This is a genomic window from Pseudomonas sp. GL-RE-29 (genome assembly GCF_019947275.1).
Classification (GTDB): domain Bacteria; phylum Pseudomonadota; class Gammaproteobacteria; order Pseudomonadales; family Pseudomonadaceae; genus Aquipseudomonas; species Aquipseudomonas fluorescens_A.
In genome coordinates this window covers 45263-62404 of the sequence record NZ_JAGYGD010000038.1, presented here as the reverse complement: position 1 = coordinate 62404, position 17142 = coordinate 45263, and the positions used below count along the sequence as shown (strand labels likewise).

Annotated in this window: 14 protein-coding genes and 1 riboswitch; of the genes, 12 read left to right on the top strand and 2 right to left on the bottom strand. The window is 61.6% G+C overall.

What is annotated here, in order from left to right:
- Nucleotides 1-75 precede the first annotated feature (75 nt).
- From KGB21_RS24990 to KGB21_RS24975, 4 genes are read left to right on the top strand one after another with little or no spacing between them, the layout of a single operon-like run.
- The gene (locus KGB21_RS24990; RefSeq protein WP_223507027.1) at nucleotides 76-1053 is read left to right on the top strand and encodes a Bug family tripartite tricarboxylate transporter substrate binding protein; all 978 of its coding nucleotides are present in this window, start codon (nucleotides 76-78) and stop codon (nucleotides 1051-1053) included.
- Nucleotides 1054-1111: 58 nt separating this feature from the next.
- Nucleotides 1112-1570 carry a tripartite tricarboxylate transporter TctB family protein gene (locus KGB21_RS24985; RefSeq protein WP_034150072.1) on the top strand — a complete coding sequence of 153 codons (459 nt, stop codon included), beginning with the start codon at nucleotides 1112-1114 and terminating at the stop codon, nucleotides 1568-1570.
- A 1-nt stretch (nucleotide 1571) separates the two neighbouring features.
- The gene (locus KGB21_RS24980) at nucleotides 1572-3086 is read left to right on the top strand and encodes a tripartite tricarboxylate transporter permease (RefSeq protein WP_223507026.1); all 1515 of its coding nucleotides are present in this window, start codon (nucleotides 1572-1574) and stop codon (nucleotides 3084-3086) included.
- Complete coding sequence (locus KGB21_RS24975; protein WP_034150074.1) at nucleotides 3079-4122, top strand: AbrB family transcriptional regulator; 1044 nt, start codon at nucleotides 3079-3081, stop codon at nucleotides 4120-4122. Before KGB21_RS24980 ends, KGB21_RS24975 begins: the two co-directional genes overlap by 8 nt.
- A gap of 155 nt (nucleotides 4123-4277) precedes the next feature.
- Here the strand turns inward: KGB21_RS24975 and ung are convergent, their stop codons facing one another.
- Nucleotides 4278-4970 (bottom strand): uracil-DNA glycosylase, encoded by a 693-nt coding sequence (ung, locus tag KGB21_RS24970; RefSeq protein ID WP_034150131.1) that lies wholly within the window; start codon nucleotides 4968-4970, stop codon nucleotides 4278-4280.
- Between the two features lie 132 nt (nucleotides 4971-5102).
- Between ung and KGB21_RS24965 the strand changes: the two genes are divergently transcribed.
- On the top strand, nucleotides 5103-6215 hold the full coding sequence (locus tag KGB21_RS24965; protein WP_034150075.1) for an enoyl-CoA hydratase/isomerase family protein: 1113 nt from the start codon (nucleotides 5103-5105) through the stop codon (nucleotides 6213-6215).
- Between the two features lie 53 nt (nucleotides 6216-6268).
- Here the strand turns inward: KGB21_RS24965 and KGB21_RS24960 are convergent, their stop codons facing one another.
- Nucleotides 6269-6751, bottom strand: coding sequence for a hypothetical protein (locus KGB21_RS24960; protein WP_034150076.1), 483 nt, complete (start codon nucleotides 6749-6751; stop codon nucleotides 6269-6271).
- A 336-nt stretch (nucleotides 6752-7087) separates the two neighbouring features.
- A riboswitch (guanidine-I (ykkC/yxkD leader) is annotated at nucleotides 7088-7187 on the top strand.
- A 61-nt stretch (nucleotides 7188-7248) separates the two neighbouring features.
- Here KGB21_RS24960 and KGB21_RS24955 point away from each other — a divergent pair.
- The 7 genes from KGB21_RS24955 to atzF all read left to right on the top strand — a co-directional run bounded on the left by KGB21_RS24955 (nucleotide 7249) and on the right by atzF (nucleotide 17091).
- Nucleotides 7249-8316 carry a putative urea ABC transporter substrate-binding protein gene (locus KGB21_RS24955; protein WP_223507025.1) on the top strand — a complete coding sequence of 356 codons (1068 nt, stop codon included), beginning with the start codon at nucleotides 7249-7251 and terminating at the stop codon, nucleotides 8314-8316.
- Between the two features lie 15 nt (nucleotides 8317-8331).
- Nucleotides 8332-9147, top strand: a complete 816-nt coding sequence (locus KGB21_RS24950; RefSeq protein WP_034150078.1) for an ABC transporter permease — start codon at nucleotides 8332-8334, stop codon at nucleotides 9145-9147.
- Nucleotides 9144-9932 (top strand): ABC transporter ATP-binding protein, encoded by a 789-nt coding sequence (locus KGB21_RS24945; RefSeq protein ID WP_223507024.1) that lies wholly within the window; start codon nucleotides 9144-9146, stop codon nucleotides 9930-9932. The genes KGB21_RS24950 and KGB21_RS24945 overlap by 4 nt, the downstream gene beginning before the upstream one ends.
- A gap of 13 nt (nucleotides 9933-9945) precedes the next feature.
- Nucleotides 9946-10671 carry an urea amidolyase associated protein UAAP1 gene (locus KGB21_RS24940; RefSeq protein ID WP_223507023.1) on the top strand — a complete coding sequence of 242 codons (726 nt, stop codon included), beginning with the start codon at nucleotides 9946-9948 and terminating at the stop codon, nucleotides 10669-10671.
- Nucleotides 10672-10682: 11 nt separating this feature from the next.
- Complete coding sequence (locus tag KGB21_RS24935; RefSeq protein WP_223507022.1) at nucleotides 10683-11324, top strand: urea amidolyase associated protein UAAP2; 642 nt, start codon at nucleotides 10683-10685, stop codon at nucleotides 11322-11324.
- A gap of 262 nt (nucleotides 11325-11586) precedes the next feature.
- Entirely contained in the window at nucleotides 11587-15288 is a 3702-nt protein-coding gene (gene uca / locus KGB21_RS24930; protein WP_223507021.1) for an urea carboxylase, read from the top strand.
- Between the two features lie 24 nt (nucleotides 15289-15312).
- Nucleotides 15313-17091 (top strand): allophanate hydrolase, encoded by a 1779-nt coding sequence (gene atzF, locus KGB21_RS24925; protein ID WP_223507020.1) that lies wholly within the window; start codon nucleotides 15313-15315, stop codon nucleotides 17089-17091.
- The last annotated feature ends 51 nt before the right edge of the window (nucleotides 17092-17142 follow it).

Sequence of the window (17142 nt, the reverse complement as noted above, 5' to 3'; positions counted from 1 at the left end):
CCGTTATCGGCTGCGCGAAGCGAAACCGCCGCACCTGAAACATCCCCAATAACAACAACTCCCGTGGAGAAAAAAATGAATCGATCACTGCGCCGTTTCGCCCTCGCCGCCAGCTGCATGCTGTTTGCCGGCCAACTGATGGCCGAGCCTAAACGCCCGGAATGCATCGCACCGGCCTCCCCGGGTGGTGGTTTCGACCTGACCTGCAAGCTGGCGCAAAGCGCGCTGGTCAACGAAAAACTGCTGACCAAGCCGATGCGCGTGACCTATATGCCCGGCGGTGTTGGCGCCGTGGCCTACAACGCGGTGGTCGCCCAGCGTCCGGCCGATGCTGGCACGCTGGTGGCCTGGTCCAGCGGTTCGCTGTTGAACCTGGCCCAAGGCAAGTTCGGTCGTTTCGATGAAACCAACGTGCGCTGGCTCGCTGCCGTCGGGACCAGCTACGGCGCCATCGCAGTGAAAAGCGATTCGCCCTACAAGACCCTCGACGATCTGGTACAGGCGCTGAAGAAAGATCCGAGCAAAGTGGTGATCGGTTCCGGCGGCACCGTCGGCAGCCAGGACTGGATGCAAACCGCCCTGATCGCCAAGGCCGCCGGGATCAACCCGCGTGACCTGCGTTACGTCGCACTCGAAGGCGGCGGCGAAATCGCCACGGCCCTGCTCGGCGGCCACATTCAGGTTGGCAGCACCGACATTTCCGACTCCATGCCGCACATCCAGAGCGGCGACATGCGCCTGCTGGCGGTGTTCTCCGAGAAGCGTCTCGACGAGCCGGAAATGAAAGACATCCCGACCGCCAAAGAGCAAGGCTACGACATCGTCTGGCCGGTGGTTCGCGGTTTCTACCTCGGGCCGAAAGTCAGCGATGAAGACTACGCCTGGTGGAAAGACTCCTTCGACAAACTGCTGGCCTCGCCTGAGTTCGCCAAGCTGCGTGATCAGCGTGAGCTGTTCCCGTTCGCCATGACCGGCCCGGAACTGGACACCTACGTGAAGAAGCAGGTTGCGGACTACAAAGTGCTGGCCAAAGAGTTCGGCCTGATCCAGTGATCGCCTCTGTCTAGCGGCTGCGGCTCCGTTTGGCGGGGTCGCGGCACAGGAGTTCCTCATGCTCTTACAACGCATTTTTGCTTCGGTGCTGTTGCTGGCCTGCCTCAGCCTGGTGGCGATGGCCATACCTTACCAGGCGCCTTTTTCCTACGAACCTATCGGCCCGCGTGCCTTTCCCCTGTTGATGCTGGGGCTGATGGGCCTCGCGCTGGTGTACATGGTGTTTCGCCCTTCGCCGATCAAGCACACCGATGAAGATCCACCGATGGATCGTGAAACCCTGACCAAAATCGGTGTGTGCGTCCTGTTGTTGCTGGTTTTTGCCGGGCTGTTCGAACCGCTGGGCTTCATCCTCAGCAGCATGCTGGTTGGCATTCCGATGGCGCGCCTGTACGGCGGGCGCTGGTTGCCGGGCGTCGTGATCATCAGCCTGATGAGCGTCGGCCTGTACCTGCTGTTCGACAAAGTCATGGACGTGCCACTGCCTCTGGGCCTGCTCGACGTTCTGGAGAACTGATATGGATACCCTTGGTTATTTGAGTCACGGCTTCGGCGTCGCACTGACCCCTTACAACCTGGTGACCGCGCTCAGCGGCACATTGATCGGTACCGTCGTCGGCCTGCTGCCGGGGCTGGGGCCGATCAACGGCGTGGCGTTGCTGATCCCGATTGCCTTCGCACTGGGCCTGCCACCGGAGTCGGCGCTGATCCTGCTGGCGGCGGTGTACCTGGGTTGCGAATACGGCGGCCGCATCAGTTCGATCCTGCTGAACATTCCCGGCGAAGCCTCCACCGTGATGACGACGCTCGACGGCTACCCGATGGCCCGTCAAGGCCTGGCCGGTGTGGCGCTGTCGCTGTCGGCCTGGAGTTCGTTCATCGGCGCGTTCATCGCCACCTGCGGCATGGTAGTGTTCGCGCCGATACTGGCGAAATGGGCAATTGCCTTTGGCCCGGCGGAATACTTCGTGCTGATGGTGTTTGCGATTGTCTGTCTGGGCGGAATGGCCGGCGATCGTCCGCTCAAGACCTTTATCGCCGCACTGATCGGACTGTTCCTGTCGACGGTCGGCATTGATGCCAACAGCGGTGTGTACCGCTTCACCGGCGACAACATCCACCTCACCGACGGCATTCAATTCGTGGTGCTGGTGCTGGGCCTGTTTTCCATCAGCGAAATCCTTCTGCTGCTGGAAAAAACCCACCGTGGCCAGGAAGCCTTCCAGGCCACCGGGCGCATGCTGTTCAACTTCAAGGAAGCCGCTTCGGTGTTCTGGGTAAACATGCGTTGTGGTGTGCTCGGCTTCATCATGGGCGTACTGCCGGGAGCCGGTGCGACGCTGGCCAGTGCCGTGGCTTACATGACCGAGAAACGTATTGCCGGCCCAAGCGGTAAATTCGGCCAGGGCGACAAGCGCGGCCTCGCAGCCCCGGAAACCGCCATCGGTGCCGAAGCCTGCGGCGCGCTGGTGCCGATGCTGACCCTCGGCGTTCCAGGTTCTGGCACCACGGCGGTGATGATCGGCGCACTGTCGCTGTACAACATCACGCCAGGTCCGCTGCTGTTTCAACAGCAACCGGACATCGTCTGGGGCCTGATCGCGTCGTTATTCATCGCCAACATCATGCTGGTGATCCTCAATATCCCGATGATCCGCATCTTTACCAAAATCCTTGCCGTACCGAACTGGGCACTGGTGCCTATGATCGCGATCATCACTGCGATCGGCGTGTACGCGGTGCATGCCACCACGTTCGACCTGTTCCTGATGATCGGTATCGGCATCTTCGGCTACATCCTGCGCAAGCTGGACTTCCCGTTGTCGCCGGTGCTGCTGGGTTTCATCCTGGGCGGCTTGATGGAACAGAACCTGCGCCGGGCGCTGTCGATCTCCAACGGCTCGCTGGACATCCTCTGGTCCAGCGGGATCACCGTCGGTGTCTGGGCGTTGATCGTGGTCATGCTGCTGGTGCCGGTCGTGCGCATCTGGCGCAAACGCTCGGCCGCGCAACGCGCGATTGCCGATGTCTGATCGAACACCGTTCAAAGCCTGGTGGGGCACCCCGCTGGTCGGCCTGCTGGGCGGTTTCCTCGCCAGCCAGGTCGGCTGGCCTTTGCCGTGGATGGTCGGCTCGTTGTTGGCGATAATCCTCGTTCGCTGCCTGACACCCTGGCAACTGGCGGAAATCCCTGGCGGCCGCAAATGCGGCCAGTGGGTTGTCGGGATCGGCATCGGCCTGCACTTCACCCCGGTGGTGATGGAGCAGGTGCTGAGTCATTTCGGTTTGATTTTCTTTGGTGCGTTGGTCACCAGCCTGTCCGCTGTTGTCGGGGTCTGGTTGATGCGCCGCACCGGGGAGGATCGCGCCACCGCGTTTTTCTCCAGCATGCCCGGCGGCTCCGGAGAGATGGTCAACCTCGGTGCCCGCAATGGTGCGGTGCTCAGTCGCGTGGCGGCGGGGCAAAGTTTGCGGGTGTTGGTGGTGGTGCTCTGCGTGCCGGCGGCGTTCAAGTATTTATTGGGCGACGGTGCGCCGGTGCTGCATGCCACTGCTGTGGACTGGCGCTGGCTGGCTCTGCTGTTCCCCGCTGGCGCTTTGGCGGCGTGGATCTGGGAGCGATTGCGTCAGCCCAATCCTTGGCTGTTTGGACCATTGCTGCTCAGTGCAGCGGTGAGTATCGGTTGGGATCTGCATATCGGGTTGCCCAACGGAGGCAGCCAGATCGGCCAATGGCTGATCGGCAGCGGGTTGGGCTGTCACTTCAACCGGCAGTTTTTCCGGCGTGCGCCTTCGTTCATGGGGCGGACGTTGATCGGCACGGTGTTGACCATGCTGATCGCCTCGGCGGCGGCATTAGGGTTGAGTGCGTTAACCCATCTGGATCTGCGCTCGCTGACGCTGGGCATGATGCCCGGCGGGATTGCGGAGATGAGCCTGACGGCAGAGACCCTGCAATTGTCGGTGCCGTTGGTGACGGCGATGCAGGTGATGCGGCTGTTGTTTGTGTTGTTTCTGGCGGAGCCGTTGTTCAAGTATTGGAACCGAAATCCCGATTCAGACAGTTAGACCGGTGGCGAGGGAGCTTGCTCCCGCTCGACTGCGCAGCAGTCGTAAAACCTATGTGCGCGGTCTGTCAGAAGAAATCAGGTAACAGGATTTGGGGCTGCTTCGCAGCCCAGCGGGAGCAAGCTCCCTCGCCACAAAAGCCCCTATCCCCACCTTCAAACCGGCGGCAATCGCCACTCGATCGGCGTTTCGCCATTCTGTTCCAGAAACTTGTTGGTCCGGCTGAAGTGCCCGCAACCAAGGAAGCCGCGATAGGCCGACAGTGGCGACGGGTGTACCGAGGTCAGCACCAGATGCTTGGTCGCATCGATCAATTTCTGCTTGCTCTGGGCATGGGCGCCCCACAGCATGAACACCAGATGCGGCTGCTGCTGGCTGACCACTTCAATGATCCGATCGGTGAAAAACTGCCAGCCCTTGTCCTTGTGCGCGTTGGCATTGGCACGCTCGACCGTCATGGTGGTGTTAAGCATCAACACGCCCTGATCCGCCCAGCTCTGCAAATAACCATGATTGGGAATGTCGATGTTCAGGTCGCGCTTCAATTCTTTATAGATGTTCACCAACGACGGTGGTGCCGGCACGCCCGGTTGCACAGAGAAGCACAAGCCATGGGCCTGGCCCGGACCGTGATACGGGTCCTGACCGAGGATGACGACCTTGACCTTGTCCAGCGGCGTCGAGTTGAGTGCGTTGAAGATCATTGGGCCCGGTGGGTAGATCTCCTTGCCGGCCGCCCGCTCCTCTTGCAGGAAGTTTCGCAACTCTGCCATGTAGGGCTGGTCGAATTCGGCACGCAGTGCCTCCTTCCAGCTCGGTTCGAGTTTGATACGGTCGTCAGCAGTCATGGTCATACCCGGAAAAATCAATGGGGCGAACCCTAGGAAAGCCCACAACGCTTGTCAATTGATCTGACGCAGATCCGGCACTTTCCCACACAGCGATCATACTTAACCCTCAAATTCCCGATCGAGGTCACGATGAATCTGCACTTCGAAGAACTCACCGGCACCGACGGCGCCCGCATCGGCGTCGCCACGCTGGATGCCGAAAAGTCGCTGAATGCCCTGTCCCTACCGATGATTGGCGCCCTGCGCGATCAGTTGGACGCTTGGGCCAAGGAACCGCAAATCGTCTGCGTTTTGTTGCGTGGCAATGGCGCCAAGGCTTTCTGCGCCGGCGGTGAAGTACGCCGCCTGGTGGAGGCCTGCCGAGAGCATCCCGGCGAAGTGCCGCCGTTGGCCGCGCACTTCTTCGCTGCGGAATATCGCCTGGACTTCAGCCTGCACACCTACCCCAAACCGCTGATCTGCTGGGGCCATGGGTATGTGCTCGGCGGCGGCATGGGCCTGCTGCAGGGAGCGAGTATCCGGATTGTCACGCCGAGCAGTCGACTGGCGATGCCGGAAATCAGCATTGGGCTGTATCCGGACGTCGGCGCCAGTTGGTTTCTGTCGCGGCTGCCGGGCAAGCTCGGATTGTTTCTCGGCTTGACCGGCGCCCACATGAACGGTCGCGACGCGATTGATCTGGACCTGGCTGACCGTTTCCTGCTCGATGAACAGCAGGAAGATCTGATTGAAGGCCTGCTGCAATTGAACTGGCAGGAACAGACGCCGATGCAGCTCAACAGTCTGCTCAAGGCCTTGCAGCAGGAAGCGGTCGCGCAGATGCCGCCAGCCCAATGGCTGCCTCGGCGCCAGCAGATCGACGAATTGCTGGATGTCAGTGATGTGCGCTGCGCATGGAAGGCCATCAGCCAATTACGTGACAACACCGACATGCTGCTCAGCCGCGCGGCGAAGACCATGAGCGAAGGCTCGCCGCTGACCGCTCATCTGGTATGGGAACAGATCGTCCGCGCCCGACATATGTCACTGGCCCAGGTCTTTTTGATGGAATACACCCTGAGCCTCAACTGCTGTCGTCATCCGGAGTTCAGCGAAGGGGTGCGCGCACGGTTGATCGACAAGGACCAGAAACCCCGCTGGCACTGGCCGGACATTAATAATGTGCCGGATGCCGTGGTGGAGGCGCATTTCCACAAGGCTTGGGAAGGTCGCCATCCTCTGGCGGATCTTTCGGATTACTGAAATCCGGGCACAAAAAAGCGGCGCTTGATGCGCCGCTTTTTTTGTTTGCGTGATTAACGGTAGTTGCCCCGGCCGTTGTGATCGCCACGTCCGTCGTGGTTACTTCGGTTGTTGTTGTCACCGCGTCCGCTGTGATTGTTGTTGCGTCCGCCACGGTAATCATTGTTCCAGCCGCCACGGTTACGGCCGTCCCAACCTTGATTTTGATGTGCCCGGTAATCGGGTCGGGCCTGATGATAACGAGGTGCCGGTTGGTAATAGCGCGGTGCCGGTTGATAGACCCGCGGCTGGTGGTAATAGCGCGGGGTTGGCTGGTAATAGCGCGCTGGCGGCGCGTAATACCGGCGCGGTGGCGTGTAGTAACCGCCGCCGTTGGAATAGTAAGAGTTGCCGCCCGCGTAATAAGGCGCTGGCGAGGTGTAAACCTCTGAACTGTAGTAACTGGCTCCTCCATCGGAATACGGTACGCACCCACCCAGGGACAATCCCAATACAGCAATCAGTAGAATTCGGCGCAGCGTTTTTTGGTCGAGCATGGCGGCCTCCTGGACCGCGAGTGAGCCATACCAGCGACGCTGGCAGGCGACAGTCAATTATTCGGTGACTGTCGATAGATCAGACATCAATTTCAATTTCTGGTGCGCTACCGCAACAAGTTGAAACATCTCACCGATGAAAGGTTTTTCATCTTCCCAGTCGCAGTAACGATCCATTGCGGTGCATCGACGCACCATCAGAATGCGGCCCAACCTTCCCGTCGCCACATACCAAACGCACGATGCCCGTGCCAGAGCGTCTGAGCCGACTTGGCACGGCTCTCGCTTTACCAAATGTGTGCAGGAGTCATCACCAGGTTCGCGGCACCACAATTTGCAATGGCTGACTAGGGTTCCGGCTCGCTTCGCGAGTGACTGGTCCGAGAGTTGGCGACCTCCAGTTGAGGTTACACGGCGGGACAAAAGCCCGGGAGACAAGCCACCGTTCGCGGTGCCGCGTTGCCTTCTGCCCGCCCTTGATCAACTGGAGAACCACCATGTCCCAGATTCGTTTATCCGCCCTGCTCGCCGCTGCGTTCGCAGCCCTCGTGAGCTTCTCATCCCAAGCCGCGCAAAAAGACCACTTCAGCGTCTGCTGGACGATCTATGCCGGCTGGATGCCCTGGGAATACGCCGGCAGCCAAGGCATCGTCGACAAATGGGCGAAGAAGTACGGCATCAAGATTGATGTGGTGCAGCTCAACGACTACGTGGAGTCGATCAACCAGTACACCGCCGGTCAGTTCGACGGCTGCACCATGACCAACATGGATGCGCTGACCATTCCGGCCGCCGGTGGCGTCGACAGCACCGCGCTGATCGTCAGCGACTTCTCCAACGGCAATGACGGCATCGTCCTCAAGGGCGAAGGCAAGAAAATCACCGACCTCAAGGGCATGGACGTCAACCTGGTGGAGCTGTCAGTTTCCCACTACCTGCTGGCCCGAGCCCTGGATTCGGTGGACCTCACCGAGAAAGACCTGAAAGTGGTCAACACCTCCGACGCCGATATCTCGGCGGCCTTCAATACCGATCAGGTCAACGCCGTCACCACCTGGAACCCGATGCTCTCGGACATCAAGGCCAAGCCTGCGGTGACCGAAGTGTTCAACTCCAGCCAGATCCCCGGCGAAATCATGGACATGATGGTGGTCAACAGCGCCACCCTTAAAGACAACCCGGCCCTCGGTAAAGCGCTGACCGGCGCCTGGTTTGAAGTGGTCGAGTTGATGAACGCGAAAAATGCCGCGAGCAAAGCCGCCCTCGAACACATGGCCAAAGCCTCGGGCACCGACCTGGCCGGATTCCAGGCGCAGCTGGACACCACCAAGCTGTTCGCCACGCCGCAAGAAGCCCTGGCCTTCAGCACCAGCAAGCAACTGCCGGAAACCATGCGCAAGGTCGCCGAGTTCTCCTTCCAGCACGGCTTGCTGGGTGAAGGCGCCAAGGACACCAGCGCGGTCGGCATGGCCTTCGCCAACGGCGTGACCAGCGGCGACAAGGGCAACCTCAAGCTGCGCTTCGATCCGAGTTACGTGCAGATGGCCGCTGACGCCAAGTTGTAAGAAGAGGACTTGGCCATGCGCCTGATCAATCGCCACCCGGATCGCCCAAGTCGCCTGTTGTTGGTGATCCTGCCGTTCGCCCTGGTGCTGTTCGCTTATTTCATGGGCTCGGCCGAACGGCTGACGGACAACCCCAACGACAAACTGCTACCGAGCGCCGTGCAAATGACCGACGCCGTGAAGCGCCTGGCTTTCGTCGCCGACAGTCGCACCGGTGAATACCTGCTCTGGCAAGACACCGCATCGAGCCTGCGGCGCCTGGCCATCGGCCTTGGCATCAGCGCTCTGGCCGGACTGTGCCTGGGCATGGCCGCAGGCACCCTGCCGCTGTTCGGCGCGCCGTTGTCGCCATTGCTGACGGTGCTGTCGATGGTGCCGCCGCTGGCGATCCTGCCGATCCTGTTCATCGTTTTCGGGTTGGGCGAGTTGTCGAAAGTGATGCTGATCGTCATCGGCATCACCCCGGCGCTGGCCCGGGATCTGGAACAGCGCGCCCGGGAAATCCCTGTGGAGTTGCTGATCAAGGCCCAGACCCTCGGCGCTTCGACCTGGACCCTGATGCTGCGCGTGGTGCTGCCGCAATTACTGCCACGATTGTTGATCTCGCTGCGACTGATGCTCGGTTCGGCGTGGCTGTTCCTGATTGCCGCCGAAGCCATTGCCTCCACCGACGGGCTCGGTTACCGGATCTTCCTCGTGCGCCGCTACCTGGCGATGGACGTAATCCTGCCCTACGTGGTGTGGATCACCCTGCTCGCCTGGCTGATGGATTGGGGCCTCAAGCGCCTGACCCAACGTGCGTTCCCTTGGTACGAAGGAGCGCGGGCATGAGCTTTATCACGGTGAAAAACGTCTGGCAGCAATACGCCGATCAGGTGGTGCTCGAAGGGCTGAACCTGAACATCAACGAGGGTGAGTTCTGCACGTTGGTCGGCGCCTCCGGTTGCGGCAAATCGACCTTCCTGCGTTTGCTGCTGGGTCAGGAACGCGCCAGTCGCGGCGAGATCCTGCTCGACGGCCAACCCTTGGCCGGGGAGCCGGACTCCAGTCGTGGCGTGGTGTTCCAGCGCTACTCGGTGTTCCCGCACCTGAGCGTGCTGGACAACGTTGCCCTGGGCCTTGAATTGCCACGCTCGCCGCTGCTGGGTCGGTTGTTCGGCAGCGCCAAACGCGAGGCTCGCGAGCAGGCGTCGGTGCTGCTGCACAAAGTCGGCCTCGGGCACTCGCTGGACAAGTACCCGGCGCAGCTCTCCGGCGGCATGCAGCAACGGCTGGCCATCGCCCAGGCGCTGATCATGAAGCCGCGGGTGTTGCTGCTCGACGAACCGTTCGGCGCCCTCGATCCGGGCATCCGCAAAGACATGCACGCCTTGCTGCTGGAGCTGTGGCGCGAGACGCAACTGACGGTGTTCATGGTCACCCATGACCTGTCCGAAGGTTTCAGCCTCGGCACCCGTTTGCTGGTGTTCGACAAGGTCCGCGTCGACCCGCATGCCCCGGGTGCCTATGGCGCCCGCATCACTTACGACATCCCTTTGAACAGCGACCGCCGCGCCACCCGTGCCGCCGTCGACGCCTTGCCGGTGCCACTGGCGGGCACGCTTCGTATCGCTTAGAGGAATTTTGAAAATGACTGATTCGACTCAACTGTTCCCGCCCTTCGCCGAAGAAATGCTTCCCGGCGGTGGCCATCGTTCCTTCGTGCTGAAACGCGGCCAATTGCTGCGCCTGACGGATATCCGTGGCGGCGCCAACGTCAGCCTGACGCTGCTCAACGCCAACGAAAAAACCGAACGCCTGAACCTGCCTGACAGCCTCAAATGCCAACACACGGCCAAGCTCACCACCGGCCATTGCCTGTACTCGGACATGGGTCGCGTTTTGGCCGCGATCACCGCGGACACCTGCGGCTGGAGCGACAGCCTCGGCGGCGTGCTTTGCGCTGAAGAAGTCACCGAAAAATACGGCGCCGGGCGCTACCAGGAACTGCGCAACGGCTTCTTCCGCAACGGCACTGACAACCTGTTGGTGGAACTGGGCAAGTGGGGTCTGGGCCTGTCGGATCTGCTGATGACCCTCAACCTGTTCAGCCGCGTCAACGTCGATGACGCCGGGCGCTTCCACTTTGTCGAGGGCAACTCCAAGGCCGGTGATTACATCGAATTGTACGCACCAATGGACACCCTGGTGGTGCTCACCGCCCTGCAACACCCGATGGACCCGTCGCCGCAATACGCACCGAAACCATTGAAGTTGAGCTGGATGAACGCCGACGCCAGCGTCGCCGAACACTGCCGCACCTCGCGCCCGGAAAACGAGCGCGGCTTCATCAACACCGACCGTCTGTTCGCTTGAGGATCGCTGCCATGTCACTCGCTATCGTCACTGCTGAGAAGCTGCCAGAAACCGCGATCTACCGCGCCACCATCCCCGCCGGCGAACCCTGGCTGATGGAGGTCAAGGCCGGCCAGACCTTGCGCATTCTCGATCTGGAAGGCAATCAAGCCGTCGACACGCTGTTTTACAGCGTGGCCAATCCCAAGGAACGCTACGACGTGCAACGCACTTTGCGTCGGCAGAACAGCGTCTACCTGAGCACCGGCAGCGTGCTCTACTCCAACCTCGGCAAACCGATGCTGACCATCGTCGCCGACACCTGCGGCCGCCACGACACCCTCGGCGGCGCCTGCGCGCAGGAGAGCAACACCGTGCGCTACGCCCTGGAAAAACGCTACATGCACAGTTGCCGCGACAACTACCTGCGCGCCTGCGTCCACGACGGGCGCCTGGGCAAGGGCGACATCGGGCCGAACATCAATTTCTTCATGAACGTACCGGTCACCGCTGACGGCGGCCTGACGTTCGAAGACGGGATTTCCGCACCGGGCAAATACGTCGACCTGCGCGCCGAAATGGACGTGATCGTGCTGATCTCCAACTGCCCGCAACTGAACAACCCGTGCAACGCCTACAACCCGACACCTGCGGAGCTGCTGGTATGGAACTGAAACTCAGCCGTTTACGGAAATGGTTGTTCGCCCTGTGCCAGGCCCGCTCAGGCCAGTGCCTCAAATCTCCAGAACACCATTAACCCTGTAGGAGCTGGCTTGCCAGCGATTGGGCCAGTGCATTCAACAATGATGTCGACTGACACCCCCCTATCGCTGGCAAGCCAGCTCCCACAGTTGATGTGAATTTTTTCATCCGGGACGGCCCGGATGCATCAAGAAAAACTGCGGGACGGCCCGCATCCCCTTCAGGGGTTATGCCATGTTCGAAAAAGTCCTGATTGCCAACCGTGGCGCGATTGCCTGCCGCATCCTGCGCACCTTGCGTGAACTGCACGTCGCCGGTGTCGCGGTTTACTCCGAAGCCGATGCCGCCAGCCTGCACATCTTGCAGGCCGATGAAGCCCACAGCCTCGGCGAAGGCGCGGCGGCCGGAACTTATCTGGCGGTGGAAAAAATCCTCGCTGTCGCCAAAGCCACAGGCGCCACGGCGATCCATCCCGGCTACGGTTTCCTGTCGGAAAACGCCGCGTTCGCTGAAGCCTGCGAAGCCGCCGACATCGCTTTCATCGGCCCAACCCCAGGACAACTGCGGGTGTTCGGCCTCAAGCACACCGCCCGCGCGCTGGCCAAGCAACACGGCGTGCCGATGCTCGAGGGCACCGAGTTGCTCGACAGCCTCGACGCTGCGCTGATTGCCGGCGAGCAAGTCGGCTACCCGGTGATGCTCAAGAGCACCGCTGGCGGTGGCGGCATCGGCATGCGCGTGTGCCGCAGCGCTGCCGAACTGAGCGAGTCCTTCGAGGCGGTGAAGCGCCTCGGCCAGAACAACTTCAGCGATGCCGGCGTGTTTATCGAGAAGTACATCCAGCGCGCCAGGCATCTGGAAGTGCAGGTGTTTGGCGACGGCCGTGGCGAAGTGATTGCCCTCGGCGTCCGTGATTGTTCGGTACAGCGGCGCAACCAGAAAGTCCTCGAAGAAACCCCAGCGCCGAACCTGCCCGAAGGCATGGCCGATGAGCTGTGCGCGGCGGCGATCAAACTGGCCAAAGCCGTGAATTACCGCAGCGCCGGCACCGTCGAATTCGTCTTCGACAGCGACGCCCAGCGCTTCTATTTCCTCGAAGTGAACACGCGTTTGCAGGTGGAACACGGCGTCACTGAACAGGTGTGGGGCGTCGATCTGGTGCGCTGGATGGTGCAATTGGCCGCCGGTGATCTGCCGCCGCTAAGCGAATTGAGCCAAGGTCTCAAACCCGAGGGCCACGCGATTCAGGCGCGGTTGTATGCGGAAGATCCGGGTCGGGATTTCCAGCCAAGTCCGGGGTTGTTGACCGCGGTGAATTTCCCACCCGCCAACGGCAAACAACTGCGCATCGACACCTGGGTCGAGGCTGGTTGCGAGATTCCGCCCTACTTCGATCCGATGATCGCCAAGGTCATCAGTTGGGCATCGACCCGCGAGCAAGCAGCTGCCGATCTGCATCAAGCACTGGGCGACAGCCAGCTCTACGGAGTAGAAACCAACCGCGATTACCTGCGGCAGATTCTCCTCGATGCGCCTTTCGCCAGCGGCCAACCGTGGACCCGTTGCCTGGAAGGTCTGGTGTATCAGGCCAACACCTTCGAAGTGCTCAGCGCCGGCACGCAGACCAGCGTTCAGGACTATCCCGGTCGTCTCGGCTATTGGGCCGTAGGCGTGCCGCCGTCGGGACCAATGGACAGTCGCGCGTTGCGTTTGGGCAACCTGTTGCTGGGTAACGAGGAAGGCGCCGCCGCACTGGAAATCACCATGAGCGGGCCATTGCTGCGCTTCAATTGTGACGCCGTGGTTGCGGTCACAGGTGCGGTAATTCCGCTGTCACTGAACGGCGAAAGCGTGCCGATGAACAGCGCAGTGCTGGTTCCGGCCGGCGCGACACTGAGCCTCGGCACGATTGCCGGGGCCGGCGCTCGCAGCTACCTGAGCCTGCGCGGTGGCCTGCAGGTGCCGGATTATCTGGGCAGCAAAAGCACCTTCACCCTCGGCCAGTTTGGCGGGCATGGTGGTCGTGCCTTGCGGGCCGGGGACGTGCTGCATGTGCCGGCCTTGAGTGACCGCAACGTCGGTGCGCAATTGCCTGAAACTCAGGTCAGCGAGCTGCCAACCGTGCGGCAGATTCGGGTGATTTACGGCCCACACGGCGCACCGGAATACTTCACCGAAAATTACATCGGAACCTTCTTCGCGACGCAGTGGGAAGTGCATTTCAACTCCAGTCGCACCGGCGTGCGCCTGATCGGGCCGAAGCCGGAATGGGTGCGTGCCGACGGGGGCGAGGCCGGGCTGCATCCGTCGAACATTCATGACAATCCGTACGCGATTGGCGCAGTGGATTTCACCGGTGACATGCCGGTGATCCTCGGCCCGGACGGCCCAAGCCTGGGTGGTTTTGTGTGCCCGGTGACGGTGATCGAGGCGGATCTTTGGCAGTTGGGGCAGTTGAAGGCTGGGGACAAGGTGCAGTTCTCACCTGTCGACATCAAGACCGCTCGTAAGCTGGCAACACAGAGCCTGCGTGGCGAGGGAGCTTGCTCCCGCTCGAGTGCGCAGCACTCGCAATCAGGCACCTATGGTGTGGCTGAAGTAACCGAATCCTTGGGATTGGGGCCGCTGCGCGACCCAGCGCGAGCAAGCTCGCTCGCCACAGGGGATGTGTTCCCACAGGGGATTGTGTCGCCTGTTGTTTTGGAGTTGGGCCAGGGGGATACGCGGCTGGTTGCACGACTTTCGGGCGATACGAATTTGCTCCTGGAAATCGGCGCACCGGAACTCGACCTCGTCCTGCGCTTCCGCGCCCACGCCCTGATGCAAGCGCTGGAAAGCAAAACCCTGCACGGCGTGATCGACCTGACGCCGGGCATCCGTTCACTGCAAGTGCACTACCAACCCGAGCAACTGCCGCTGGCCGATCTGCTCGGCATCGTCGCTGGCGAATGGGACGCCGTGTGCGCCGCCAAGGACCTGCAAGTCCCATCGCGTATCGTTCATTTGCCGCTGTCCTGGGACGACCCGGCCTGTCAGCTCGCCATCGAGAAATACATGACCACCGTGCGCAAGGACGCGCCGTGGTGCCCGAGCAATCTGGAGTTCATCCGTCGCATCAACGACCTGCCGAATCTCGACGAAGTGCAGCGTACGGTGTTCGACGCCAGCTACCTGGTGATGGGCCTGGGCGACGTTTACCTCGGCGCGCCGGTCGCCACCCCGCTCGATCCGCGCCATCGCCTGGTGACCACCAAATACAACCCGGCCCGCACCTGGACCGCGGAAAACTCGGTGGGCATCGGTGGCGCCTACATGTGCGTGTACGGCATGGAAGGCCCGGGCGGTTATCAGTTCGTGGGGCGGACCTTGCAGATGTGGAACCGCTACCGCGAAGTCGCTGCGTTCGATGGCAAGCCATGGCTGTTGCGCTTCTTCGATCAGATCCGCTTCTACCCGGTCAGCGCCGATGAACTGCTGCGCATACGCCGGGATTTCCCCCTCGGGCGCTTCGACCTGAACATCGAACACAGTCAGTTGAACCTGGCGGATTACCAGGCGTTTCTGGCGAAAGAAGCCGAAACCATCGCCGCGTTTCGCGAGCAGCAACAAGGCGCGTTCAACGCCGAACGTGAGCGCTGGATCGCCAGCGGCCAGGCGCATTTCGACAGCGAAGAACTGGTTCCCGAAGCGAGTGAGGACGCACCGTTGGCCAACGGTCAACAGAGCGTCGACAGCCACATCGCCGGCAACCTTTGGCAGGTGCAGGTCGAGGCTGGCAGCCGGGTCGAGGCCGGTGATGTGCTGGTGATTCTGGAGTCGATGAAGATGGAAATCCCGCTGCTCGCGCCGATGGCCGGCGTGGTCCGGGAGATCCGCGTGCAACCGGGTTCGGCGGTGCGTGCCGGACAGCGCGTCGTGGTGCTGGAACTCGACTGAACCCATTTCAAAAGGACGAATACCATGAACACCAATCTGCAACTCGACGCCCTGCGCAGCGCCTACCGCGACGGCAGCCTCACGCCTCGGCAACTGATTTTGAGCCTGCGCGATAAAGCCGCAGCGCTGAACCCGGACTATCACCTGTTCATCCATTTGCTCAGCGGCGAGGAACTGGAACCGTACCTCGCCGCCCTCGACAGTCGCGACCTCGACAGCCTGCCGCTGTACGGTGTGCCGTTCGCGATCAAGGACAACATCGACCTGGCGGGCATACCAACCACGGCGGCGTGTCCGGCGTTTGCCTACGTGCCGGAGCGTTCGGCGACCATCGTCGAGCAGTTGCTGGCACTCGGCGCAATTCCGTTGGGCAAGACCAACCTCGACCAATTCGCTACTGGCCTCAACGGCAGTCGCTCGCCTTATGGCGCTTGCCCGAACAGCGTACTGCCGGAGTATCCGTCGGGCGGTTCCAGCGCCGGCTCGTCGCTGGCAGTGGCGCTCGGCGTGGCGAGTTTTTCGCTGGGCACCGACACCGCCGGCTCCGGCCGTGTACCGGCGGCGCTGAACAACCTGGTGGGGATGAAAGCCACAAAAGGGTTGATCTCCACGGCGGGCGTGGTGCCGGCCTGTCGCACGCTGGATTGCGTGACCACGTTTACCGCAACCGCTCGGGAGGCCAGTCAATTGCTGGCGCTCACCGCGCACCTCGACCCACGGGATGAGTACAGCCGCAGCAACCCGATGTGGAATGACGGCTCGGCGTTCGGTGTGCCGCGTCCGTTCCGTTTTGGTGTGCCCCGTGCGCAAGACCTGGAGTTTTTCGGCTGCGCTGAAGGCCCACTGTTGTTCACTGATGCCATCGACCAACTCAAGGCCTTGGGTGGCGAAGCGGTGGAACTGGATCTGTCACCGTTCCTCGAAGCGGCGCGTCTGCTGTACGAAGGCCCGTGGGTCGCCGAGCGCTACAGCGTGGCCGGTGAGTTGATGGAACAGAATCCCGAGGCCGTGCTGCCAGTGATCCGTGCCGTGCTGGCCAAAGCCCCGGCCGTCAATGGCGTGCAAACCTTCCGCGCGCAATATCGGCTGCAAGCGCTGAAAGCCCTGTGCGACAAGGCACTGGAAGGTCTTGATTGCGTGGTCACGCCCACCATCGGCCGCCCGGTCACCCTGGCGGAGCTTGAAGCCGAACCGGTGCTGCGCAATTCCGAACTGGGTTACTACACCAACTTCATGAATCTGCTCGACTACACCGCCATCGCCGTGCCCAGCGGCTTCATGGGCAATGGCCTGCCGTGGGGCGTGACGCTGTTTGGCCGGGCGTTTACCGATCAGTATCTGTTGAGCGTGGCGGATGGTTTTCAGCGCCAGCAAGGTTCGACCGTCCCGGCACCGACGACGGCGGCACGCAATGATCGTGCGCGCCTGGTGGTGTGCGGTGCGCATCTGGATGGCCTGGCATTGAACTGGCAACTGAAGCGACGCGGCGCACGGCTGGTCGAAACCACCCAGAGTTCGCCTGACTATCAATTGTATGCATTGGCCGGCGGCCCGCCGTTTCGCCCGGGCATGGTGCGGGTCAAGGAAGGTGGTGTGGCGATTGCGGTGGAAGTATGGGAATTGCCGAGCAGCGAACTGGGTTCGTTCCTGACCGGTATTCCGGCGCCGCTGGGGCTGGGCAAAGTGCAACTGGCGGATGGTCGCTGGGAAAGCGGCTTTATCTGTGAGGCTTATGGCTTGGAGGGGGCCGTGAATATCAGTCATCTTGGCGGCTGGCGCGCCTATCTGAAAACCCTCGGCTGAGCAGCCGTTCCCACGTTCGCGTGGGAACGACTTTCAATCATCGCGCGGCAG